Origin of the sequence: uncultured Parasphingorhabdus sp., assembly GCF_963975555.1 — a bacterium.
In the GTDB taxonomy this organism is placed as follows: domain Bacteria; phylum Pseudomonadota; class Alphaproteobacteria; order Sphingomonadales; family Sphingomonadaceae; genus Parasphingorhabdus.
In genome coordinates, this window is the sequence record NZ_CAXBHH010000002.1 from 196,910 (window position 1) to 219,995 (window position 23,086).

Annotated in this window: 19 protein-coding genes and 2 riboswitches; of the genes, 13 read left to right on the top strand and 6 right to left on the bottom strand. The window is 55.7% G+C overall.

Features of this window, described 5'->3' with window-relative positions:
- Positions 1 to 2: 2 nt before the first annotated feature.
- Positions 3 to 641: a response regulator transcription factor gene (locus tag AAC060_RS06315; protein ID WP_339824134.1), complete on the bottom strand. Its 639-nt coding sequence runs from the start codon at positions 639 to 641 to the stop codon at positions 3 to 5.
- A gap of 3 nt (positions 642 to 644) precedes the next feature.
- Positions 645 to 2,615, bottom strand: coding sequence for an acetate--CoA ligase (gene acs, locus AAC060_RS06320; protein WP_339824135.1), 1,971 nt, complete (start codon positions 2,613 to 2,615; stop codon positions 645 to 647).
- Between the two features lie 155 nt (positions 2,616 to 2,770).
- Here acs and AAC060_RS06325 point away from each other — a divergent pair, with 155 nt between their 5' ends.
- Positions 2,771 to 4,153, top strand: a complete 1,383-nt coding sequence (locus AAC060_RS06325) for a DcaP family trimeric outer membrane transporter (protein ID WP_339824137.1) — start codon at positions 2,771 to 2,773, stop codon at positions 4,151 to 4,153.
- 307 nt (positions 4,154 to 4,460) lie between these two features.
- On the opposite strand, the gene AAC060_RS06330 is transcribed toward AAC060_RS06325, so the two are convergent.
- Positions 4,461 to 5,789, bottom strand: a complete 1,329-nt coding sequence (locus AAC060_RS06330) for a lipopolysaccharide biosynthesis protein (protein ID WP_339824139.1) — start codon at positions 5,787 to 5,789, stop codon at positions 4,461 to 4,463.
- A 63-nt stretch (positions 5,790 to 5,852) separates the two neighbouring features.
- On the opposite strand from AAC060_RS06330, the gene AAC060_RS06335 reads away from it, so the two are divergent.
- Together AAC060_RS06335 and AAC060_RS06340 are read left to right on the top strand one after the other, a co-directional pair.
- Positions 5,853 to 7,016 carry a hypothetical protein gene (locus AAC060_RS06335; RefSeq protein ID WP_339824140.1) on the top strand — a complete coding sequence of 388 codons (1,164 nt, stop codon included), beginning with the start codon at positions 5,853 to 5,855 and terminating at the stop codon, positions 7,014 to 7,016.
- The gene (locus tag AAC060_RS06340; protein ID WP_339824142.1) at positions 7,009 to 8,133 is read left to right on the top strand and encodes a glycosyltransferase family 4 protein; all 1,125 of its coding nucleotides are present in this window, start codon (positions 7,009 to 7,011) and stop codon (positions 8,131 to 8,133) included. Before AAC060_RS06335 ends, AAC060_RS06340 begins: the two co-directional genes overlap by 8 nt.
- 173 nt (positions 8,134 to 8,306) lie before the next feature.
- Here the strand turns inward: AAC060_RS06340 and AAC060_RS06345 are convergent, their stop codons facing one another.
- From AAC060_RS06345 to AAC060_RS06355, 3 genes are read right to left on the bottom strand one after another with little or no spacing between them, the layout of a single operon-like run.
- Entirely contained in the window at positions 8,307 to 9,617 is a 1,311-nt protein-coding gene (locus tag AAC060_RS06345; protein ID WP_339824144.1) for a cobyrinate a,c-diamide synthase, read from the bottom strand.
- Positions 9,614 to 10,228, bottom strand: a complete 615-nt coding sequence (cobO, locus tag AAC060_RS06350) for a cob(I)yrinic acid a,c-diamide adenosyltransferase (protein WP_339824146.1) — start codon at positions 10,226 to 10,228, stop codon at positions 9,614 to 9,616. The genes AAC060_RS06345 and cobO overlap by 4 nt, the downstream gene beginning before the upstream one ends.
- The gene (locus AAC060_RS06355; RefSeq protein WP_339824147.1) at positions 10,225 to 10,797 is read right to left on the bottom strand and encodes a hypothetical protein; all 573 of its coding nucleotides are present in this window, start codon (positions 10,795 to 10,797) and stop codon (positions 10,225 to 10,227) included. Before AAC060_RS06355 ends, cobO begins: the two co-directional genes overlap by 4 nt.
- A 178-nt stretch (positions 10,798 to 10,975) precedes the next feature.
- Positions 10,976 to 11,175, bottom strand: a riboswitch (cobalamin riboswitch).
- A 59-nt stretch (positions 11,176 to 11,234) separates the two neighbouring features.
- Positions 11,235 to 11,425: riboswitch (cobalamin riboswitch) on the top strand.
- A 169-nt stretch (positions 11,426 to 11,594) separates the two neighbouring features.
- On the opposite strand from AAC060_RS06355, the gene AAC060_RS06360 reads away from it, so the two are divergent.
- The 10 genes from AAC060_RS06360 to AAC060_RS06405 all read left to right on the top strand — a co-directional run bounded on the left by AAC060_RS06360 (position 11,595) and on the right by AAC060_RS06405 (position 23,021).
- Positions 11,595 to 13,547, top strand: coding sequence for a TonB-dependent receptor (locus AAC060_RS06360; RefSeq protein ID WP_339824149.1), 1,953 nt, complete (start codon positions 11,595 to 11,597; stop codon positions 13,545 to 13,547).
- Positions 13,547 to 13,954, top strand: a complete 408-nt coding sequence (locus AAC060_RS06365) for a DUF1636 domain-containing protein (RefSeq protein WP_339824150.1) — start codon at positions 13,547 to 13,549, stop codon at positions 13,952 to 13,954. Before AAC060_RS06360 ends, AAC060_RS06365 begins: the two co-directional genes overlap by 1 nt.
- Positions 13,951 to 14,967, top strand: a complete 1,017-nt coding sequence (gene cobT, locus AAC060_RS06370) for a nicotinate-nucleotide--dimethylbenzimidazole phosphoribosyltransferase (protein WP_339824152.1) — start codon at positions 13,951 to 13,953, stop codon at positions 14,965 to 14,967. Before AAC060_RS06365 ends, cobT begins: the two co-directional genes overlap by 4 nt.
- A complete protein-coding gene (locus tag AAC060_RS06375; RefSeq protein WP_339824153.1) occupies positions 14,964 to 15,530 on the top strand; it encodes a histidine phosphatase family protein in 567 nt (188 codons plus the stop codon). The genes cobT and AAC060_RS06375 overlap by 4 nt, the downstream gene beginning before the upstream one ends.
- Positions 15,527 to 16,237, top strand: a complete 711-nt coding sequence (locus tag AAC060_RS06380) for an adenosylcobinamide-GDP ribazoletransferase (protein ID WP_339824155.1) — start codon at positions 15,527 to 15,529, stop codon at positions 16,235 to 16,237. The genes AAC060_RS06375 and AAC060_RS06380 overlap by 4 nt, the downstream gene beginning before the upstream one ends.
- A complete protein-coding gene (locus AAC060_RS06385) occupies positions 16,234 to 17,223 on the top strand; it encodes a threonine-phosphate decarboxylase (RefSeq protein WP_339824157.1) in 990 nt (329 codons plus the stop codon). Before AAC060_RS06380 ends, AAC060_RS06385 begins: the two co-directional genes overlap by 4 nt.
- A complete protein-coding gene (cbiB, locus tag AAC060_RS06390) occupies positions 17,216 to 18,151 on the top strand; it encodes an adenosylcobinamide-phosphate synthase CbiB (RefSeq protein ID WP_339824159.1) in 936 nt (311 codons plus the stop codon). Before AAC060_RS06385 ends, cbiB begins: the two co-directional genes overlap by 8 nt.
- Complete coding sequence (locus tag AAC060_RS06395; protein ID WP_339824160.1) at positions 18,139 to 19,599, top strand: cobyric acid synthase; 1,461 nt, start codon at positions 18,139 to 18,141, stop codon at positions 19,597 to 19,599. Before cbiB ends, AAC060_RS06395 begins: the two co-directional genes overlap by 13 nt.
- Entirely contained in the window at positions 19,596 to 20,114 is a 519-nt protein-coding gene (cobU, locus tag AAC060_RS06400) for a bifunctional adenosylcobinamide kinase/adenosylcobinamide-phosphate guanylyltransferase (RefSeq protein ID WP_339824161.1), read from the top strand. Before AAC060_RS06395 ends, cobU begins: the two co-directional genes overlap by 4 nt.
- Positions 20,115 to 20,465: 351 nt before the next feature.
- A complete protein-coding gene (locus AAC060_RS06405) occupies positions 20,466 to 23,021 on the top strand; it encodes a TonB-dependent receptor (RefSeq protein WP_339824162.1) in 2,556 nt (851 codons plus the stop codon).
- The last annotated feature ends 65 nt before the right edge of the window (positions 23,022 to 23,086 follow it).

Consider the following 23,086-nt stretch of genomic DNA (forward strand, 5'->3'; position numbering starts at 1 on the left):
TCTCAGGCCGGTTTAACTTCTGGTAAGTTAACATCCAATTGTTTCGCTACCAAAACAGCCTGCGTACGGCTGATCACATCCAGCTTGCGGAAAATGGCGGTAATATGGGCTTTGACCGTCGCTTCGCTAATCTCCATTTGATAGGCAATCTGTTTGTTGAGCATGCCTTGGCTGACCAGATTCAATATGCGACGTTGAGCCGGTGTCAGGCTAGCCAACTTATCGAATAATTCGGTATCATCTTCGCTTTCTGTGACATCAGTATCGAACCAAATGTCGCCATCGCGAATTCGGGACAGGGCGTCGCGCATGATATCCAGATTGACCGATTTGGGAATGAAACCCGACGCGCCCAGACTTTGACAGGCTCGCACGACCCGGCTTTCTTCACTGGCAGATACAACCACAACGGGTAGTGCGGGAAATTCGTGACGGAAATCAAGCAGCGCGGTTAGCCCGTCACTGTCCTTCATATGCAGATCGAGGAGCAAAAGGTCGGCGGAACCAGCAGTCGCCGCTATATTAGCCTCCGCCACAGTTTCGGCTTCTACTATATCTGCTTGCGGCCAGACTTTCTGCACCGCCTGACATAATGCACCCCTGAACAGCGGGTGGTCATCGGCGATGATGATGCGGGCCATGGCTTACCTGTTTAACCTTCCGTCGATCAGACTATCAACAACGCCGGGATCTGCAAGTGTGGACGTATCGCCGAGCGCAGCATAGTCGTTCTCGGCAATTTTTCGCAAAATCCGCCGCATGATTTTGCCTGAACGGGTCTTGGGCAGCATCGGCGTCAGGTGGAGATGATCGGGCGTTGCGATAGGACCAATCTCCATGCGGACATGGCCGCGCAGTTCGGCGGTCAATTCGTCCGATGATTCCACTCCGGCGTTCAGGGTGACATAGCAATATATGCCCTGTCCCTTGATGCCGTGCGGATAGCCGACCACTGCCGCCTCGGCGACCTTGGGATGGGAGACCAGCGCCGATTCCACCTCCGCCGTGCCCATGCGATGGCCGGAGACATTGATCACATCATCAACGCGGCCGGTGATCCAGTAATAATCGTCCTCGTCGCGCCTGCAGCCGTCACCCGTGAAATATTTGCCCTTATAGGTCGAAAAATATGTCTGGATGAAGCGTTCATGATCGCCATAGACGGACCGTGCTTGCCCTGGCCAGCTGGCAATGATGCACAGATTTCCGCTGGTAGCACCCTGGAGCACAACGCCCTCATTATCGACGAGTTGCGGTTGTACGCCAAAGAACGGCTTGCCGGCACTGCCCGGTTTCATCGCATGCGCGCCGGGCAGAGTGGTGATCATCGTCCCGCCGGTTTCGGTCTGCCACCAAGTATCGATAATGGGCGACTTGCCTTCGCCGACCACATCATAATACCAACGCCACGCCTCGGGGTTAATCGGTTCACCGACCGTGCCGAGCAAGCGAATGGAGGAACGGTCATGCGCCTTCACCGGCGCATCGCCTTCACGCATCAGCGCGCGAATGGCGGTAGGTGCGGTGTAGAAAATATTGACCTTATATTTGGCAACTATTTCCCAGAAACGGCCAAAGTCAGGATAATTCGGAATGCCCTCGAACATGACTTCTGTAGCGCCGTTTATGAGGGGACCATAGACGATGTAACTATGGCCGGTGACCCAGCCGATGTCGGCGCTGCACCAGAATATTTCGCCCGGCTTATAATCAAACACATAATGAAAGGTGGTTGCCACCCAGACAGCATAGCCGCCGATAGTGTGTAACACACCTTTCGGGGTACCCGTTGATCCCGATGTGTAGAGTATGAATAACGGGTCCTCGGCATTCATCGGTTCGCAAGGGCAGTCGGCATCCGCGTCTGCGCTAATCTCATGAAACCAGTGGTCGCGGCCTTCGGTCATCGCTATATCAACGCCAGCATGGCTCACGACCAGCACCGCACCCACATCCACGCCGTCATGGTCCAGCGCGGCATCGACATTCGCCTTGAGGGGTACGGTTTTCCCCCCGCGCAGGCCTGCATCTGCCGTAATCACAAAATCGCTTTCGCAATCCTCAATCCGCCCCGCCAGCGCTTCCGGAGAGAAGCCGCCAAACACTACTGAATGGACTGCGCCGATTCTGGAGCAGGCCAACATGGCAACCGCGCCTTCGATGATCATCGGCATATAGATTGTGACACGGTCGCCCTTTTTGACGCCCATTTTTTTGAGAGCCCCGGCCATTTTGATTACCTCAGCCAGAAGCTCCGCATAGGTCAGTATGCGTCCGTCTGACTGCGGATCATCGGGTTCAAAAATCAGCGCCGTCGCATCTCCCTTGCCGGCTTCGACATGGCGATCGACGGCATTGTGACAGATGTTCAGGGTGCCATCTTCATACCATTTAATATCGACTGGATCGAAGGACCAATTGGATATTTTGGAAGGCTTGGCAATCCAGTCCAGCCGCTCCGCTTGCTTCGCCCAGAATGCATCGGGATCGGATATGCTTTCTGCATATATGCGATCATAATCCTCGGACGTGCAATGCGTTGGAGCGCCTTCCTGCGGTGAGGAAATTATAGCCTTATTATCCGCCTTGGCTTTTATATCCAAGCTATCCAACATGATCATCTCCCTATCTCTTATAATATCAAAGCCCGTCTATCCGAAAGATGTATGCGTTTTGAATGCGACATTGGTCGTATAGACCATTGGCTAATTTCCCTTTGCCCGTCCGCCTGTCATTCTTGCTGAAATATAAGCGAAGGGGAGGATGGCGCATGGCCAAGGCTGCAAGATTTCTGATCAAGGGATTATTATTATCCGCGACAATGCTGAGCGCTTCAGCTGCGTCGGCTCAAAAGAGCGATGTCCATGCCCGGCTGGATCGGCTGGAAGCTTTGGTAACCGGTTTGATTGATCGCATGGATGCAAAAGAAGGTGGCCCTGCGGCAAGCGATGTCGCAGTTGCAGAACAGGCCCGGCAAGCAATTTCGGAAACGCGGGCCCTCGCCGAAAGAACCGCAGCGGTAGAAACCAAAGTGGCCGAACAAGCCTCTGATGCTAATGTTTTCAATGTTGGTAACACGCGTGTGACTTACGGTGGTTATGTCAAAATAGATGCCATCTCGCAGCGAACCAGCGGCGGTCAGGTTGGAACGGGTAGCATCGTGCGGGACTTTCTGATTCCCGGAGCCATCCCCGTTGGCGGAACAGCTTCCGGAATTGATACGGATTTCAGCGCGCGGCAAAGCCGCTTCATTCTCGAAACCAGCACCGATGTTGGTGAAGGACATAAACTGGGTTCGAAAATCGAGATGGATTTCATGGTCACCAGCGACGGTGATGAACGTGTTTCCAATAGCTATACACCACGTTTGCGGCAGGCCTATATCACCTTCGATAACTGGCTATTCGGTCAGGCCTGGTCGACCTTTCAGGATGTAGGTGCATTGCCCGAAGCGCTCGACTTTATCGGACCGACACCCGGTACCGTTTTCAACCGTCAACCAATGGTCCGTTACACAAATGGCGGTCTTCAAATAGCAATTGAACAGCCCGAAACCACAGTGACCAGTCCTACGGGTGGCCGCGTTGTCGCAGGTGATGACAGTTTGCCGGATGTCGTTTTACGCTATAATCATAGTGGTGATTTTGGTCATCTGACAGCAGCCGCTATCGGTCGGGTACTCCGCGTGAAGCCCGATGATTTCGGTCTGATTTCGGATAGCGCTATCGGCTATGGCCTAAGCCTGTCCGGTAAAGTGAATATGGGTTCGCGTGATGACGTTCGCTTCATGGCAACAGCGGGGCAGGGGTTGGGGCGCTACATCGGCCTTAATATCGTCAATGATGCCGCTTTGCGAGTCGATGGCAGCCTTGATCCGATAACCACCTATTCCGGATTTCTTGCTTATCGTCATATTTGGACGGACAAGCTCCGGTCCACAATTTCCGGCAGCTATTTTAAAGCTGATAATCCAGTGGTACTCACGACCGGGGTCGTTACGGATCAAAGCTGGAATGCCTTTGCAAATATAATCTATTCGCCTGTCCCGCCGCTCGATCTGGGGATAGAATATATGTACGCCGATCGTGAACTGGAAAATGGGTTGGCGGGCAATCTGCAGAAGCTTCAGGTGTCAGCCAAATATAAATTCTGAATATCAATCAAGCTCCGCAGCAGCCGGGTTCTGTCCAAGGGGCAACAGTATTCATCGAGACCGCTACCATTTGAAGGGCGCTTCCCGACCCACTGTAAAATGTTCGTGTTCATGATCGTCTGCGATCCGAGCATCTCCACGCTCCATCCACAATTCCTGGCTATCGACCAATGTCGAATGAAAAATATGGACGAACAGTTATGCGGAATAATCGTTTCAAGACTGCTGCGGTGGTTGGTTACGGAAATATAGGCTCTGAAAATGCCGACAATTTCACTCTTGCTCAAACGATCCCGGGCGGGAGATATTAAACCTGAGAATGTCCCATTTTCCTCATAGCGATCAGGACCATCGTACCCATGGCAAGATATCCGAATGCCTGTCCCGCAACTACTGCCCAGGCGATGCCCAGACTGCCTTGGGAGACCAGGAGCAGCATGCCACAGCCCAGCGCGGCGATTGCCAATATCCTCGCCAGCAGGGCAAGACGGGCATGGTTGGTCGCATGAAGGACGGGTTCATAGGCGACACTCGCCATTTCCAGGCTGGCCGCCAATGCCAAGGGTACGAATATGACCGCGCCGCTTTCATAGCCTTCGCCGCCGATAAAACCGAGCAGCTGGCGAGCCAGCAGAAGAGCAAGGGTCACGATCAATATGCTGCCGATGCCCGCTATGGCGGTTACTCGTTTCACCAATTGTCTAAACTGCGCCGCCGTTTGAGCAACGCGAGACCTGTTGATATCGGAGTAGATTGCCCGGCCGACCAGTTGCGACAATTTACCGAATCCTTGCGCCAATTGGTCAGCGAGCCGGTAAATGCCCGCCGCGCTGGTGCCGAGAAAATAACCGACAGCCAGAACCGGTCCTTGCTTGAAGGCAATATCAAGCGTCGAGCTTGCATAGGTCACGCCGAAGAACCGTGCGATTCCCTCGTTCTCGGTCAGGGTCGTTCGCCAGTCGCCAATATGTCGGGCGCGCAGGGATGTCGGTGCAATCCATCGCGCCGAGATCCAGTAAGCGGCCGCAGAGAGCAGATCGATGGCCGCCCATGCGAACAGGAACTTCCCCACGGTCGGCCCGGTAAACCAGAGGAGCAGCGCCGCGAGCAACCGCCCGAGCGGCACAAGTCCCTCTACATATACGGCGATATCGAACCGGTCGAGAACGCGCACGATACCGACCGGTGCAGACACGCGGGACCAGAGCAGCACGCAATTGAAGGCGAATGCCATATCGATATAAGCGGGGTTGAGTCCGAGGTCGTCGGCAAATATATAATAGCCGATCCAGGCGACAACGCAGCCGAGCGTAGCGCCTATCCAGTCCAGCAGCCCGCACAGCATGCTCAGCCGGCCAAATTTAACCCAGTCTTGTGCATGCACATATCGAGTGCCATAGCGCACCATCGTTTGCCAACTTTGAAAGCCGGCAAGCGCAACGAAAGCCTGCCCGGTTGCAAAGATGAGCGAGAAATGCCCGAAATCCCGAATTCCCAAGGAACGAGCGAGAATCGCAAGATAGGCGATCGAACATATAGCGCCGAAGCCTTTCCCCCCGAAAAGCCAAGCGATGTTCGCGCCCATGCGCTTCAGGCCGGATGCTTCTTGATGGCTGGTCACCGCGTCTTTTGTCATCGCCAAGCCCCTTGGACTATCGGCGGTTTGAGCGCAACTGTGCCTGAGAGGCGGGATTAGACGATGACACAAGCAAAACGGATTTGCTTCCTGTTCAATCATGATCAGACGCACCAAATCGCGCATAGCCTGCCCATTGCTTTGGCTCTGGCTGAGCGGGAGGGAGTAGCTGTCACGCTGGCTGTGACCAGCGACACTATCGCCGGACAGATCAAACGGGTTGCTGGATCCTCCATGTCGAAAATGGAGTTGGTGCGGCTCGATTTGCAATCCGTTTTCGCGCAATGGACGGTGACGGCGTTTGACAAGATCGTGCCCGCCCGAAAACTGCTGATCTATCGTGATAATCTGGACTTTTTCCGTCAATTTGATGCGATTGTGGTGGCGGAGAAAACATCGCTGGTGCTCAAGACCCGCTACGGTCTGGACCAAGTTAAAATCATCCACACGCGGCACGGAGCCGGAGACCGCAGCATCGGATTTAGCAAGGAAAGTGCGTTGTTCGACCTGTCGCTGGTGGCGGGCGAGAAGATCGCACGCCGTCTTCAGGCGGAGGCGGGGGTCTCGCCTGAACGGATCGCAATTACCGGCTATGCCAAATTCGACCTCTATGCTGATCTCCGTGCGGAACTGCCCTTCGCGGAGACGGACAAGCCGACCGTCCTCTACAACCCGCATCCATCGCCTCGTCTTTCAAGCTGGTTCGCAATGGGGGAGCGGGTGCTGAACGAGCTGACCGCATCGGACCGCTACAACGTCATTTTCGCGCCGCATGTGATGCTGTTCGCCCGCCGCCATGTCGTAACGATCGCACCGCCGGCGCTCCGCCGTGTCCGCACGCTTGAACCGACGCTGACGGCGCGAACGAACTTGCTGGTCGATGAGGGCAGCGCGGCCTCGACCGATATGAGCTATACCAACGCTGCCGACATATATATCGGAGACGTCAGCAGCCAGGTGTATGAATTTCTGCGCCGCCCCCGTCCGTGTCTGCATCTCGACGCGCACGGTGTCGATTGGCGTGATGATCCCAGCTATTTTCACTGGCACGCCGGCCCCATCGCTGGACGGCGGGCGAATATAGTCGATGCGGTCGATGAAGCCATTGCAACGCATGGCGATTATCTTGCCACCCAGCGCGCCATGCTGGCCGATACGTTTTCGATAACCGGCGAAACGGCGGCTAACCGTTCTGCGGATGCTATATTGGACCTACTCGATGGATGATTTCGCACGTCTCGATGGTCAGAGGGTCTGGGTCATGGCCAAAGGCTATCATCCGGACGAGGGTGGCATGCAGACTTATGCAGAGGGTGTGGCTGACGCTTACGCGGCGAGCGGAGCGGCAGTCACAATATTCACGCAAACCAGCGCCGGGCCGCGCGACTTTACCGCAGGTGCCGTGCGAGTGATCGACATAGGGCCGGGCGGAGGTGCGGGCGTTCCGGTTCGGTTCTGGCGCGCGATGCGGCAGGAACTGCGGGTCACGGGCGCGCCGCTGTTCACCCATGGCACAACCTGGCGCACATCGGTGCTGCCGATGGTTCTGCGGCTCCCTTATGTCACCACATTCCATGGCCGCGAATTCATGTATGCGCGCGGAGCCATGCTGGCTTTGATGCGGCTTGTTGCACGACGGGCGCAGCGCTGTTTCGCGGTCAGCCATTATAGTGCCCACAAGCTTATGGGCCGTCTGGCACCGCTTGCTATCGTGCCCTTGGTCGCATGGAATGGCCTGAGCGCCTGGAACCGTCCGGAGCGGAGTCCCCAAAACGAAAACCAGGCGCCCCTGATAGCCTCGCTCTGCAGGCTGGAGCCGCGCAAGAATATCATTGCTTGCGTAAGGGCCTGCGCCGTCTTGCGCGACAAGGGGTACGACTTCCGCTATCTTATCGCCGGACGCGGTCCTGACCTTGAAGAAATAAGGACCGCTGTAGAGAGCTACGGTTTGGAGGACTCTGTCGAAGTCGCCGGATTCGTCTCTGCAGAACGGGCAGCGCAGCTTTATGCCGACGCAGACATCTTCCTCCACCCGCAGGTGGCAGCCGATGATGGCCGCGATTTCGAAGGCTTCGGTATCGCGATCGGCGATGCGATGGCGGCCGGGGCAGCTGTCATTGTTGGCGAGCAGGGCGGTGCGAAAGAACTGGTTGTCGAGGGTATTTCAGGGCTGATCGTCGACGGTTCGGACAACGACGCCATCGTCCACGCACTGGAGCGCCTATTGACAGATAAACAGTCCAGCCAGAAAATGGGTGAAGCGGGCCAGCGCCGCGCGCACGAATATTTCACCTGGCAACGGCACATTGCGGTCATCTTGAGCGCTATCGACCTCAAAGACTGAAACACGCCGACGTCCAATCCAGTCCCGTGCTTCACGTGGGTCGACGCTGAGAAGTATCGACGCGGCCACACGGCTTATGCTCTTGACCAACCCCTCTGCGGGTTTTTTGTGCTGGAGTGTTTTGATCGTCGAATATTAAACCTTCAATGTACGCTTTCCAAAGCCATTTTTCATTAGCGGCTATCTGAGGGCTGGGTTAGCAACGCGGCGACTCCGGCTGGATTGCTGGGGAAATAAAAATGCAGATAGCTTCCTGTTAGATTGCCCACACGATAGATATTTTCGCCATGCCCGCCATGGGGACTGGTGGCGATAGCATGAGGTTCCAAATCCGTTGTTAAGCTCGAATAATGGAATGTATGCCCGCGCAATTTGCCCTGTGCCAGAGAAACCTGCTGCAAGCCCAACGCGGCAAGCCGTGGCTGCATTTTGGCGCGGCCCGGGAGTATTCCGGCCATTGCCGCTGCTTTGCCATGCCCGTCGCCCAGCTCTTCCAAGCCATATAGCATGCCACCACATTCGGCGAGGATCGGTTTGTCTGCCGCATGGTGTCGCCGGATAGCCGCCAACATAGCTGTATTTGACGCAAGCTTTTCCAAATGGAGTTCCGGGTAACCACCGGGGAGCCAAAGCGCGTCACATTCCGGTAAATCTGTGTCGGTCAGAGGCGAGAAAAACGATAATATCGCGCCCATTTCCGGCAACAGATCAAGGTTCGCGGGATAGATGAAACCAAAGGCTGCATCGCGGGCAATCGCAATGCGGTGGCCGTCGAGCAAGAGGGGCACGTTTCTCACCGCTGGCGCTGGAAACATGACCGGATCGGGTAGCCAGATCGCGCTGTCGGACAAAAGGCTCGCGGCGCGTTCTATCCGGTTTTCCAAATCGGCAATTTCGCTCGCTTGTACGATGCCCAAATGCCGTTCTGGCAATTCAATATCCTGATCACGCGGCAAAGTGCCGAGCCACTGGATATCGCCCTTCAGACTTTCTTCCAGCATGGCAGCATGGCGATCGCTGCCCACGCGATTGCCGAGCACGGCTTTTACTGAAATATCATCGCGATAGCTGGCCAGCCCCAGCGCCAGAGCGCCAAAGCTTTGCGCCATAGCAGAGCCATCAATCACCGCCATGACGGGCAGCCCAAAATGCGCGGCAAGGTCAGCCGCGCTTGGCGTGCCATCGAATAATCCCATGACCCCTTCCACAAGGATCAGATCTGCTTCTTGCGCTGCTGCATGAAGCAATTTCCGGCATTCTTCTTCGCCGCACATGAACAGATCAAGCTGATAAACCGGCGCGCCGCTAGCCTGCTCAAGCACCATCGGGTCAAGAAAATCCGGCCCGCATTTAAAAACCCGTACACGCCGTCCGGCATTGCGATGGCGGCGGGCAACGGCGGCGGTGACCAGCGTTTTGCCCTGGCCAGAAGCAGGCGCAGACACCAGCAACGCCGGACAAGCGGCGGCTGTAATATTGTTCACCGATCAATCCCTTCTTGCGCCCGTACACCTGCGCGGAAGGCGTGTTTCACGTCCCTGATCGCGCTCACCGTATCGGCCGCCTCGATCAGCTCATCATGCGCCGCGCGGCCCGTTATCACGACATGTTGCATCGGCGGGCGATCACGGATTGCGGGCATGATTTCTGCTAGTGAAAGATAGCGATAGGTCACCAGATAAGTCAGCTCGTCCAATATAATGATGTGGATGGAAGGGTCGGCCAATGCAACTTTGGCCTTTTCCCAACCGGCGCGCGCAGCGGCAATGTCGCGGGTCCGGTCCTGGGTTTCCCACGTGAAGCCTTCTCCGCATCTTTCCCAAATCACATCGGGGTGATCCGCGAAAAAGGCGCGTTCACCCACATTTTCTGCACCTTTGATAAACTGGAATACAGCCGCTTTGTGACCATAGCCCAGTGTGCGGGCGACCATGCCGAAGGCGCTGGAAGATTTGCCTTTACCATTGCCAGTAAGCACCAACAGCAATCCTTTGTCTTCCTGCGCCGCAGCGATTTTTGCGTCGACCACGGTTTTGTGCTTTTGGGTCCGCTCTTTGTGGCGCGCGATTTCGCGGGCCTTTTGAGAATCGCTCATTTGCGCGAGACCATATTCTGGCCGGATACTATCGAAGCCGCGACAATGTGGCACACTGCAGCCACACCGGTCCAGGTTACGGTAGAAAGCAAAGTTCCGGGAAAATAACGTGCGATGCGCGGCAAAAATCCGCTCAAACTCGGATCATCGAACCGCCCGCCCAAAAAGTAGAATCCGCCGCTGGAAAACAGGTTGGATATGAAGGCTGCAACGCAAACCGTGGTGATTATTGCCGGAAGCGAAGCGAGTGAGGCACCAAATTTATGGGCAGCCATACGGCCTGCACCCCACATGACCCCATAAGCGGGGAGCAGCATCCAATAAGCCGGCGTAAAGCAGAAATTGGATATGCCCATATAGTTTATTACGACTAGATCTATCGCAAACCCCAGGAGGAATAACGCGGGCATCGCAAGCCGGGAGCGAATGTAGAATCCGGCAACGAAAAAGGTCGCCAGGCTTGTCTCTGGCAAATGGACAAATTGGCTGAGCGAATGAGATCGGGTGATCAGCATCACCAGCGCCAAGACGATGAATAAAGATAGATCGAACGATTTAAAGCGGGTCATGATGGTCTCTCCGGCAAAAAGGAACTGGAAGCAGGCCAGACAATTTGCCCGGACAGGATGAACTGTAATTAATGGTCATCTCGGCTTCCCTATAAACGCACATAAATGTGTCGCTCACCAAAGGGATCATCCCCGAAAAGGGACTGGCCTTCGTTCACCCGGTACATCCCGCCCGCGCAAAGAAACGACGGCATCGGGCCGGTTTCCTGACTTTCCGGCTAAATACGCTTCCTGCCGCCTTCTCAGAGTAAACCCCAATGGCATAATGGCAGGACGCTCGCCGGAAACAGTTGCGGGAGCAGCGCCGACAGCAGTTTTTTACGCTGCTGCGGACTTCCCGATTAAGCCCTCGCGGGCACCCGTTGCGACTCGTTGATATGCCAGCTTTGCTTCTCACGCAAGCATCTAGGGTCTTGCAATATTCAAAGACCGCGAATATCCAGCCCGCAGCGACAGGTTCCCCGAAAGGGGATTCAAAGGGAACTGGGTGTAATGCCCAGGCTGCCCCTGCAACTGTAAGCGGTGAGCCATCGGCCATTTGCCATTGGGACTATTCCAGTCCTGAGAAGGCGGTCGGAACGGCGCTGATCCGTGAGCCAGGAGACCTGCCTGACGCTGTCGTTCTTCGTCTGGACAGGGTGTGCCAGCCGAACGAGGAAGTTCCTCGCGCAGCGACATTATTGCTCCGCCGGCTTGGCCGTGCGGCATGCGGTTTGTCGTGCGCGTTTGCGGTGCGTCTTGCTGCCTGCCGTGTTGCCAACTGACGGAGTGTATCGTCAGACCAACAGGAACACATTATGTCCAAAATTATACACTCAATCTCCCATATCGCATTTCTGGCTGCGGCCTGTCCGACCATTGCCCATGCAAGTGGAGATGGAGGGGCCAGTGAAAGCAGCGTCGATGACGACAGCTTTATCATTGTTTCCGCCCTGCGCGTACCGGTAGAACAAGACCGGATATCGTCCAGCGTTACCGTGCTCGACCAGGCCGATATCGAGCGCGAGCAGCCTATAGCCATCTCCGATATTCTACTCCGCACTCCCGCCATCAGCGTGACCAGAAACGGTGGATATGGCACAGCAACCAGCCTGCGTATTCGCGGCGCCGATTCCGGGCAGAGCGTCTTGGTCCTGGACGGGATGCGTCTGGCGGATGCCACGACGACCGATGGCGGTTATAATTTCGCTAATCTTTTGGCAGACGACATTACGCGGATAGAAATCTTGCGCGGGCCGCAATCGATATTGTGGGGTAGCAACGCGATTGGCGGCGTTATCAACGTGCAGACATCGCGAGCCGAAAAACCGCTTGAGGGGCGTTTTTCAGTGGAGGCGGGATCACGAGATACTGTGAGTGCAAGGGCCGGAATTGCTGGCAAGAGCGATGGTTTCGACTGGAAAATTGCGGGTTCAACTTTCACCACCGATGGTATATCTGCCAAATCCAGTGGTATCGAACCGGATGGCTATACCCGACAATCGCTAAGCGGCAGTTTCGCGGTGCAACTGTCGCCAAATATATCCGCTGATGTCCGTGGATATTGGGCGGATGCCAGCAATGATTTTGACGGATTTTCAGGGGACAGTCCTGAATATGGGCTGACGCGTGAATGGACGGCTTACGCGGGCTTGAATGCGGAGTTTTTCGATGGAAAATTCAAAAACAGGATCGCAATTCTGGAAGGACGAACTGACCGTGAAAATTATGATCCGCGTCGCGATATCAGACAGCTGAATTTCGATGCCAATGGCCGTTCACGCCGCTATGAATATCAGGGAAGTTTCACCATTTCGCCGCTTGCAGAAATTCTGTTTGGTGCGGAGCGTGAAGAGCAGCGGATGACCAATGGTTCGGTCGCCAATAATGACGCGCCCTACACTCTGACTCCATCGCGTGCCGATACTGACAGTTTCTTTGGCCAAATGCGGGTCACGCCGATTGAAGGGGTCACGATTAGCGGCGGTGCGCGTCATGACCGGCATTCGCGTTTTGGCGGGAATACCGTGCTTAGCACCGGCGCGGCATGGTCGCTGAACGGCGGCGCGACAATATTGCGGGCAAGCTATGACGAAGGATTTAAGGCGCCCTCGCTCTATCAACTGTTCAGCCAATATGGCGCAGCCAATTTGCAGCCAGAAAAAGCCAAGGGATGGGAAGTCGGTTTGGAACAGTCTTTTCTGGACCGGCAGTTACAGCTTTCCGCGACATGGTATGAACGCAGCACGGATAATCTGATTGATTTTGCCTTTTGCCCAACAACAGGTGCTTTGCCGAGCGAGTGTTTTATTCCCGGAACGACGACAACCCGTTTCGGCTATTATGCCAATGTAAAAAAATCCAGAACGCACGGGCTGGAATTATCAGCAAAATTAAATGTTGGCGGGGCTTATGTTCAAAGCAATTATAGCATTGTCATTGCCGAAGACCGGACCGAGGGGAGCAATTTTGGCGGACGATTGGCACGAGTGCCACGCCATCTTGCCAATAGTGAAATAGGTTATGTTTTCCCGTTTGGCCTGACCGCAAGTGCGGCAGTCCGTTATTCGGGAAAGACGCTCGACCGTGTTGGCGGCACCAGTTTTCTGAAGGATTATTGGCTCGCAGATTTGCGGGCCGAATGGGCCCTGGGCGACAAACTCACATTTTACGGAAGAGTCGAGAATCTGTTTGATGACATGCATGAAACAGCCGGGGGCTATGGCAGCCTTGGTCGCAGCTTTTACCTTGGTTTAAGGAGCAAATTCTGATGTTGCGCGCCGTCGATGCTGATCCTTCCGTTGTCGTTTGCAACAGCTGCCGTTTTTCGGCGGACCAACGCGAAAATGATGAGGGACAGCGCGGCGGCGCGCTGCTCGCTCAGACTATGCGCGAAGTGGCAGCGGCTATACCTCATCTAAGCGAAGTAGCGGTGCAGGAAATGCCGTGCCTGTTTGCCTGCCAGCGCCATTGCACTGTTTACGTCCGCGCGAAAGGGCGCATCGGTTATGTGCTTGGCGATTTCGTGCCGGACGCCGCAGCGGCGCAGGCCATTCTGGAATATGCCGCCCTACATGCCAAAAGCGAGGAAGGGGTGGTGCGCTACGCTGACTGGCCCGAAGAGGTGAAGGGACATTTCATTGTCCGCACGCCGCCAGAAGGGTTTGTTGCGACATGATCCGTTTTGCCACGCCGGAAGAATTTTCGGCGGCACTCGCCAACTTACCAACACCCGATTCAGACGCGATCACCGCTGCGCGTGCGCGTCAGGAAAGCCTGACAAAACCGGCCCAGTCATTGGGCCGACTGGAAGAGATCGCCCTGTTCATGGCTGGCTGGCAGGGGCGCGAGAAGCCACGTGCCGAGCGTATATTTGCTGCGGTATTTGCAGGCAATCACGGGGTTGCAGCGCAAGGGGTTAGTGCCTTTCCAAGGGAAGTAACCGCGCAGATGGTGGCCAATTTTCGCAACGGCGGAGCAGCGATAAACGCGCTGTCCCGAGCCTGCGGAGCGGAGCTGGAAATTGTCGATCTTGCACTGGATCAGCCCACTGCAGATATTACGCAAGCGCCTGCGATGGATGAAGCGGAATGTCTTGAGGCAATCAATGCGGGGGCAGCGACCGTCCCCCGCGATGCCGACCTGTTTTTCGTCGGCGAAATGGGCATTGCCAACACCACGCCCGCAGCGGCCCTGAGCGCATGTTGCTTTGGTGGCGATGCAATGGATTGGGTCGGGCGCGGTAGTGGTATTGATGACGCGGCTCTCGCCCGGAAAATCAAGGCCGTAAACAGCGCATTGGCCAAACATGCCTCGTATTGCGATAGCCCATTTGAAACATTGCGCCGCCTTGGTGGACGAGAAATCGCCGCAATGGCAGGCGCAATATTGGCGTCGCGGATGCAACATATTCCTATGCTGCTTGATGGATTTATCTGCTGCGCTGCGATTGCCCCGCTGGCTGCGGCGGCTCCCGCGATCACTCACCATTGCCTGGCCGCGCATTGCTCAGCCGAGGGCGCACATAGCCGCTTACTGGAGCATCTTGGACTTGACCCGTTGCTTCATCTGGAGATGCGACTGGGCGAGGGCAGTGGCGCTGCAGTAGCGGTGCAAATCGTGCGTTCGGCACTGGCTGCCCACAATGAAATGGCGACATTCACAGAGGCATCGGTTGCGTCGGCGCTATGAAGCCGGTTTTTCTCCATTTGATGCGCCATGGTGCACCGGAAGGCGCCGGAAAATTACTGGGCCATAGCGATGCTGCGCCCACTGAACAGGGCATTTCCGCCTGCCGGGAGCGAGCAGAAAACCTAGCTGTCACGCGCATCATATCTTCGGATCTGTCCCGCGCCCAGAAAGCCGCAATCTCGATTGCTGGTGACCGGGGCATGACCGCAGAAAGCGACGCTCGTTGGAGAGAACTGGACTTTGGCGAATGGGACGGGTGCCATGCTTCTGCTCTGCCAGCTAACGCCTTGGCAGCATTCTGGGATGATCCTGAAAACTGCCCGCCGCCGCATGGTGAACGGTGGAGCGACTTGCTCCGGCGGATAGACAGTGGATTAGCGGAAATTGGTGATGATACGCTTGTCATCACCCATGCCGGCCCGATGCGTGCGGCATTGTGCGTCTTATTAGGGCTGGATTATCGGCAATCCTGGGCATTTGATTTGCCTTATGCTTCGCTTCTCAGTCTGCAGATATGGCCGGATGAGCCACGCAGTGCCCAAATCATCGGATTAGCGGCATGAAGCGCCTGATCCTCGCCGTGCAATTTATGACGCGCTTGCCTCTGCCCAATGTCGATGCTTCGGCAGAGGACTTTGCCGCCTGCATAAGATGGTTTCCTGCGGCGGGGCTGATCGTTGGTGGCGCAGTTGCGGGCGCCGCATTTACGGGCGGACTGCTGGACCCCTTGGCGGGTGCTTTATTTGGCCTTGTCGCCTGGGTGGCGATAACCGGCGCGCTGCATTTGGACGGGCTGGGCGATATTGCCGATGCCGCCGGCGCGGTCCATGCGGACCGTGAACGCCTATCGGCGGTACTCGCAGACCCGCATATTGGCAGTTTTGGGGTGACGGCGATTGCGCTGCAACTCATTACCAAGCTGATATTGCTATATTTGGTTGTTGATCAGGTGCCCTTATGGATGCTGATATTGCTACCCGCCATCGCGCGGATCGGCCCGCTGGTCTGGACGCTCATATTGCCGCCGCTTCATGCCGGTCTGGCAAGCCGGTTTAGAGAGGGCACGAATTGGTGGCAGGTTGCCGGATGGGCAGTGGTTAGCGCCTGGATTTTGCCCCTTGCGCCCGGTCTGGGCGTTGCGATTGTTGCGGTTCCGCTTTGGGCCTGCTGGTTGCGCACCCGTATCGGCGGCATTTCTGGCGATGGTCACGGCGCTGGAATTGAACTGCTGGAAAGCGTGCTGCTTTGCGCGTTGGTGGCTACGGCATGACAAAGGCATCCTTCACGCTGCATGGCGGCAATTTGAACGACGCACGTACCGTCTTTGGCGAGGGAGACCAGCCGTGGCTGGATCTTTCCACCGGTATAAATCCCGTCAGCTGGCCCGGAACGAGCCGTATCGATTGCGGTTGGCAAGCGTTGCCCGACCCGAAGCTCCTCGCAATATTAGAGGCCGCAGCGGCTCGTCATTTTGGTGTCGCGCCAGATTTATGCTGCGCCGTGCCGGGGAGCGATCTTGCGCTGCGACTGCTCGGCAAGGTGCTGGATGTACCAGCGGCTTTTGTCGCGCCCGGCTATAGCGGACACTCTGCTGTGTGGTCCGATAGCCAGCCCGTGGCGGCTTTTGATGCGCTGCCCGATGAAGCCTTGGCTCTTTTGCTGGCCAATCCGAACAATCCGGATGGCTGTATTTATACACCAGAACGCCTGTTGCGATGGCGTGACAGTCCTGCGGCGGAAAACCGCTGGCTCGTTGTGGATGAAGCGTTCGCGGATGCAACACCCGATATTAGTCTGGCGGCCCATATTGCAGCGCATCGCCGATTGATAATATTGCGCTCTTTCGGGAAATTTTTTGGCCTTGCGGGATTACGGCTCGGCTTTCTGTTGGCGCCGCCAGAAATTATCGCGGAATTTAGGCGCTTGCTGGGTGACTGGCCGTTATCCTCCGCTGCGTTAGCCATCGGCACAGCGGCCTATGAGGATAGCGACTGGATCCTCAAAACACGCAAGGACCTGGGTCTCCGTGCAAACAGGCTGGACGCACTGTTGGAATCTCACGGGTTATGCACCATCGGCGCTTGCCCGCATTTCCGCTTGATCGAAAATGACAATGCGGAGGAAATTTTCAGGCTTCTTGCGCGGAAAGCCATTTTGACGCGACCGTTTGACTATGAACCGCGTTGGCTCCGGTTAGCTGTTCCGGCAAGTGATGCGGATTTTGCAAGACTGCATGAGGCTCTAGCGGATGGTTGAGGCGACTGTGATAGCGGCTCTTGTTCTTGACGCTGCACTGGGCTGGCCGAAATGGCTGCATGCACGCATCGGTCATCCGGTCGGCATATTCGCGGCGATAATCAACTATTGCGAAAAGCGATGGAATAGAGCTGTCCTTACAGAAATGAAGCGGCGGATTGGGGGCGTAATGACCGTTCTCATCCTGATGGTGGTCGCAGGCGGAACGGCGGGGCCGGCACAATATTATATCATCGGTATGTTTGGCGAATGGGCTTGGCTGCCACTTGCTTTCCTCGCATGGCCCGCGATCACGCAGCGCAGCCTGTATGAACATGTCCTTCCGGTCCTTGTCGCGCTAATTGCCAATGATCTTGTCGCGGCGCGGGACGCCGTTGGCATGATCGTCGGACGCGATACAGGCGGGTTAGATGCCGGTGGCGTGGCCCGTGCCGGAACGGAGAGCCTTGCCGAAAGCTTTTGCGATGGCGTTGTTGCTCCTGTATTCTGGCTTGTGGTGGCGGGTTTGCCCGGCATTTGGGTCTATAAGGCAATCAACACGGCTGATAGTTTGATCGGCCATCCGGAACCGCCACTGCGCGCATTTGGCTGGGCCGCCGCTCGAACAGACGATCTTCTCAATCTTGTCCCGGCCCGTCTTTCGGGCATCTTGCTTTGCCTCGCAGCATTTGGAGGGTGGCGGATTATGTGCCGTGATCATAGTCGCCATGCCTCCCCCAATGCTGGCTGGCCAGAGGCAGCGATGGCCGGGGCACTGAGTGTGCGTCTTGCCGGCCCGGTTAGCTATGATGGCGTGCCACAGTATAAACAATGGATAGGTGAGGGGCCTTCGGCGGATAGTGCATCATTGGAGCGGGGATTGACGATATATATCCGCGCCTGTTCAATTTTATGGGTGGTTGGAGTGGGGCTTTTATGGCTGGTATAATGTTGCAGGGAACCGGCTCCGATGTCGGTAAGTCAGTGCTGGTTGCGGGGCTGTGCCGTGCGCTGGCCAACCGTGGCTATGCTGTGCTGCCATTCAAGCCGCAAAATATGTCCAATAATGCTGCGGTCACCGCCGATGGTGGCGAGATCGGGCGAGCCCAGGCGCTCCATGCGCTGGCCGCCAGAGCAGAACCACATGTGGATATGAATCCCGTCTTGCTTAAGCCTCAGGCGGACCGCACGTCGCAACTTATCGTACATGGCAAAGTGCGCGGCACGATGGGCAGTAGCAATTTTCGCGAAGGACGCCGCAACCTGTTGCCCGATGTTATCGCCAGTTATCGACGTTTGGCTGCCCGCTCTGATATCGTGGTGGTAGAAGGGGCAGGGTCGCCAGCGGAAATCAACCTGCGGGACGGTGATATCGCCAATATGGGTTTTGCGCGGGCAGCCAATATTCCGGTGATCTTGGTGGGTGATATTGATCGGGGCGGCGTGATTGCGTCCCTGGTGGGCACCCGAACCGTGCTCGATCCCGCAGACGCGGCGATGATCAGGGGGTTCATCATCAACAAATTTCGGGGTGACCCGGCATTATTTGCCGATGGATATGCTGCGATTGAGGAACTGTCGCACTGGCGCGGCTATGGTCTTGTTCCCTGGCTGGCGGATGCTGTGCGGTTACCCAGTGAAGATGCTGTCGTGCTTGAAAAAGGGCGCAATATTTCGACGGAACGTAAGTTGATCGTCTGCCCCATATTGCCGCGCATCGCCAATTTTGATGATCTTGATCCCTTGAAACAGGAGCCTGACGTCGATCTGGTCATGATCCCGCCTGGCATCGCAATCCCCGCCGAAGCGACGCTCATCATCTTGCCCGGTTCCAAAGCGACTATCGCCGATATGACGGCAATTCGCGAGCAAGGTTGGGATATTGATATACGCGCTCATCATCGGCGAGGCGGGGCAATCTTCGGGATTTGCGGTGGTTATCAGATGCTCGGCAACCGGATTACCGATCCTCTGGGGATTGAAGGCGCAGCGGGCAGGATTACCGGTCTGGGGCTGTTGAATGTCGATACAATATTGGCGGATGATAAATCATTACGGCAAGTCAGCGGACGGGCACTGGACCAAGATTTTACCGGTTATGAAATGCACATGGGGCAAACCCTTGGCCCCGACACCGCTCACCCATTTGCACATTTTCCGGACGGGCGCCGCGATGGGGCAATTGACGCCAGCGGGACGGTTATGGGCACATATTGCCACGGTATATTCGCCTCAACAGAGTTGCGCCGCGCTTTGCTGAACGGGATAGGCGCACGGTCCGCGGGCCTGGATCACGGCGTGATGGTTGATGCTGCGCTCGACGATATTGCGCAGTCTTTAGAACAATGCCTCGACATAGATGCTATGATTGCGCTGGCGCGGGAGAACAGATCATGAAGACACTGTTGGTGTTAGGCGGCGCGCGTTCCGGAAAGAGCCGTTACGCGCAATCCCGTAGCGAGGAGATTGCCGGAAAACTTGTCTTCATAGCGACCGCGCAAGCATTTGACGTCGAGATGACAGACCGTATCGCCCGCCACCAAGCCGATCGCGGCGAGCGTTGGACGACTATCGAGGCGCCATTCGACCTCGAAAATGCCATCATATCCGCCGCGCAAAATGCCGATGCGATATTGGTCGATTGCCTGACGCTCTGGCTTTCCAACCTGTTGTTGGCAGAGCATGATCTGGAAAGAGCCACTGACGACCTTTGTGATACTATCGAGAATTGCACTGTCCCAGTCGCGTTGGTCGCCAATGAAGTCGGTCTTGGGATTGTCCCTGAGAATGCCTTGGCCCGCGCATTCCGTGATGCCGCCGGATGGCTGAACCAAAGGCTGGCCGGTCAAACAGAGGAAGTCGTATTAATCACGGCCGGACTTCCGCTCCACATTAAGCCCAACGGAAGATAAGTATGGGAGCTTGGCTTCCGTTGGAATGAACAAGAGGCTTCCTCCACGCGCGAAAGGCCTAACTGCCTTCTAACTGGCCAGACACCGTAAATCGCGGCACGAGGCTCCTGCCGGTTAACAGTCGGGGATGGGGTGTCATGCGCAGGAGAATGAGATATTGTGTCTTTGTTGCAACGATATTTGCCTGTCCCGCAATAATGCGCAGTAACGCGTTGTTTTTTCAGGCCTGTGCGCTGGACTATCCGTGATATTTATACCAGTGGCGAAAACAAGAATGGATGGTCCGTTCCAATTGTTAAAACCCTCTATTTCATGCCTACGACCATAATGGTCGGGGCCCAGGAGAAACCAATGAAAATCGCAAAGTTTTTGGCCGCTACAGCACTGAGTGGCGTTATCGCAGCATCGCCTGTCTACGCACAGGATGTTCAGGAAGAAGAAACCTTTGACGATAATGTGATCATTGTCACGGCTTCCAAGCGTGCAACCTCACTGCAGGAAACACCTATTTCGGTCTCGGTAACAACCGGCGAAACACTGGAAAATGCGCAAATCCGTGACGTGCTTGATCTGCAGTCGGTTACTCCGTCGTTACGTGTCAGCCAGCTCCAGACTTCTTCTGCATCGACTTTCATCATTCGCGGCTTCGGTAACGGGGATAATAATTTCGGCATTGAGCCTTCCGTGGGCGTATTCATCGACGGCGTGTTCCGTTCGCGTTCGGCTGCAGCTTTGTCGGATCTTCCCAATGTCCAGCGCATCGAGGTGCTGAACGGCCCGCAATCGACGCTGTTCGGCAAAAACGCTTCTGCTGGCGTAATCTCTGTTGTTACACGCGAACCCCAATTCGAATTTGGCGGAGCGGTTGAAGCCGTTTACGGCAATTACAATAATGTTGTTCTCAAGGGCGACATTACAGGCCCACTGACAGAGAATATCGCCTTCTCGATCGATGGTAGCTACAACCGTCGCGACGGATACGCGAAAATTGTCAATCTGGACGAAGAGCAGAACGACCGGAACCGTTGGGCCGCCCGTGGTCAACTCTTGTTCGAGGTAACACCGGATTTGACGATTCGGGCGATTGGTGATTATTCGCGAATTGACGAAATTTGTTGTCAGGTGACGACAGTTGTTGCCGGACCAGCTGCCGGAGCGATCCAGTTGCTTGGTGGTCAATTCTCGACTGATCGTTACAGCTATGATGCCTATCTCAATCAGGTTCCGATCAACAAAGTCGACAATTACGGCGGATCGATCCAGGTCGATTATCAAGCAGGGGCGCTTTCATTTACCTCTATCTCGTCTTACCGGGAACTGAAGAACCTGTTCATTTCGGACATCGATTACAGCAGCCTTGATGTTGCGAACGAAACACGCAACCAGAGGGTCAAGACGCTCACCCAGGAATTCCGCGTGGCATCGGACTTTGACGGCCCGCTTAACTTCCTGCTTGGCGGCTATTATTTCGACGAAAGCATCTCGCAGAAAAGCCAGATCGAAAACGGTGCCCAAATCCGTGATTTCTTTGAGCTACTGGCAGGTGGAAACCCCGCCGATGTCCTCGCGGGCAACCCCAGCGTATTCAATGCGGTTGAAGCAGGTCTAGGCCTGCCGCAGGAATCGATCTTCCTCACACCATTGCTCACATCCGAGCAGTTCTCGATGGATAATACCTCTTATTCGATCTTCGGCACGGTTGATTTTGAACCGGTCGATGGCCTCGTATTTACCGGCGGTTTCAACTATACTGACGACAAGAAGGACTTCGCACTCGCTCAGCAAAGCTTCGATCCACTGGGTCAGATCAATCTCATCGATGCGTTCATTGTGGGTGCAACTGGCGGCACTGTAGCGACGCGGGCGCAATTCCAGGCGCTTCCGGCGGCTAACCAAGAAGCTCTGCTCGCTGCGGCGCAGTCAGCAGCAAACCCGCTGTTCGGTTTGTCGGCCTTCCAGTTCCAGCCACCCTTTGTCACCATCCCGAACGCTGTCGAAGACGGCAAGACCCGTGATGACAAGTTCACCTATCTGCTGCGCGCATCCTATGCGATCTCAAACGAAGTTAATGTCTATGGTAGCTATGCAACTGGCTTCAAAGCGAGTTCGGTTAACCTGTCGCGGGATAGCCGGCCTTCCAGTGCCGATTTTGTTGCAGGCCCGGGTGGATCGACTTTCGCTGCCCCGTCATCGCCAATCCTCGACGGTGGTCTGGCTGTACCGAACTTGAGGAGCGGTTCGCGCTTTGCCGGACCGGAAAATGCCACCGTGTATGAAATTGGTGTCAAAGGTCAGTGGGAAGGCTTCGGCTTCAACCTTGCATTGTTCGACCAGACCATCAAAGGCTTCCAAAGCCTTGCCTTCACCGGCACCGGCTTTGCTTTGCAAAATGCGGGTCAGCAATCGGTCAAAGGTTTCGAGTTTGATAGTACAATCAAGCCGACTGACGGGCTGGTTTTCACATTTGCAATGACCTATCTTGATCCACTATACGACTCCTTCACGGGCAGTGTTTTGGGGGATTTGTCGGGCCTGACACCAGGCGGTATTCCCGAGTTCGCTATCTCGACTTCTGCGACCTATTCACATGAATTCGGCGGCAGTGGAAATATGTTGATCACGCGGATCGATTACAGCCATGAAAGCAATACGCCGATCAACAACGGGTTGCCGACGTTCAATGCTGATCTTGGCAACACCCAGATTTTTGATCGCGAGGTCAATCTGGTCAACGGATCGATGACGCTCAAGCTTGAAAATGGCCTTGAAGTAGGTGGTTACGTTCGTAACCTGCTCAATGACCAATTCCTCACGACGGTATTTGATGGGGTTGCTCAGGCAGGAACAGTTCTGGGTTATCCAAGTGCTCCACGCACTTACGGCGCTGTTGTCCGTTTCAAATTCTAATCCAAACCAATATCGGTAAAAATCTGACCCTGCCGGGAAACCGGCGGGGTTTTTTGTATCAAAAT

Excerpts from the sequence above, each read along its gene's own strand:
- AAC060_RS06315 (WP_339824134.1), bottom strand. The coding sequence starts at position 641 with ATGGCCCGCATCATCATCGCCGATGACCACCCGCTGTTCAGGGGTGCA.
- acs (WP_339824135.1), bottom strand. The coding sequence starts at position 2,615 with ATGTTGGATAGCTTGGATATAAAAGCCAAGGCGGATAATAAGGCTATA.
- AAC060_RS06325 (WP_339824137.1), top strand. The coding sequence starts at position 2,771 with ATGGCCAAGGCTGCAAGATTTCTGATCAAGGGATTATTATTATCCGCG.
- AAC060_RS06330 (WP_339824139.1), bottom strand. The coding sequence starts at position 5,789 with ATGACAAAAGACGCGGTGACCAGCCATCAAGAAGCATCCGGCCTGAAG.
- AAC060_RS06335 (WP_339824140.1), top strand. The coding sequence starts at position 5,853 with ATGACACAAGCAAAACGGATTTGCTTCCTGTTCAATCATGATCAGACG.
- AAC060_RS06340 (WP_339824142.1), top strand. The coding sequence starts at position 7,009 with ATGGATGATTTCGCACGTCTCGATGGTCAGAGGGTCTGGGTCATGGCC.
- cobO (WP_339824146.1), bottom strand. The coding sequence starts at position 10,228 with ATGAGCGATTCTCAAAAGGCCCGCGAAATCGCGCGCCACAAAGAGCGG.
- AAC060_RS06355 (WP_339824147.1), bottom strand. The coding sequence starts at position 10,797 with ATGACCCGCTTTAAATCGTTCGATCTATCTTTATTCATCGTCTTGGCG.
- AAC060_RS06360 (WP_339824149.1), top strand. The coding sequence starts at position 11,595 with ATGTCCAAAATTATACACTCAATCTCCCATATCGCATTTCTGGCTGCG.
- AAC060_RS06365 (WP_339824150.1), top strand. The coding sequence starts at position 13,547 with ATGTTGCGCGCCGTCGATGCTGATCCTTCCGTTGTCGTTTGCAACAGC.
- cobT (WP_339824152.1), top strand. The coding sequence starts at position 13,951 with ATGATCCGTTTTGCCACGCCGGAAGAATTTTCGGCGGCACTCGCCAAC.
- AAC060_RS06375 (WP_339824153.1), top strand. The coding sequence starts at position 14,964 with ATGAAGCCGGTTTTTCTCCATTTGATGCGCCATGGTGCACCGGAAGGC.
- AAC060_RS06380 (WP_339824155.1), top strand. The coding sequence starts at position 15,527 with ATGAAGCGCCTGATCCTCGCCGTGCAATTTATGACGCGCTTGCCTCTG.
- AAC060_RS06385 (WP_339824157.1), top strand. The coding sequence starts at position 16,234 with ATGACAAAGGCATCCTTCACGCTGCATGGCGGCAATTTGAACGACGCA.
- cbiB (WP_339824159.1), top strand. The coding sequence starts at position 17,216 with ATGGTTGAGGCGACTGTGATAGCGGCTCTTGTTCTTGACGCTGCACTG.
- AAC060_RS06395 (WP_339824160.1), top strand. The coding sequence starts at position 18,139 with ATGGCTGGTATAATGTTGCAGGGAACCGGCTCCGATGTCGGTAAGTCA.
- cobU (WP_339824161.1), top strand. The coding sequence starts at position 19,596 with ATGAAGACACTGTTGGTGTTAGGCGGCGCGCGTTCCGGAAAGAGCCGT.
- AAC060_RS06405 (WP_339824162.1), top strand. The coding sequence starts at position 20,466 with ATGAAAATCGCAAAGTTTTTGGCCGCTACAGCACTGAGTGGCGTTATC.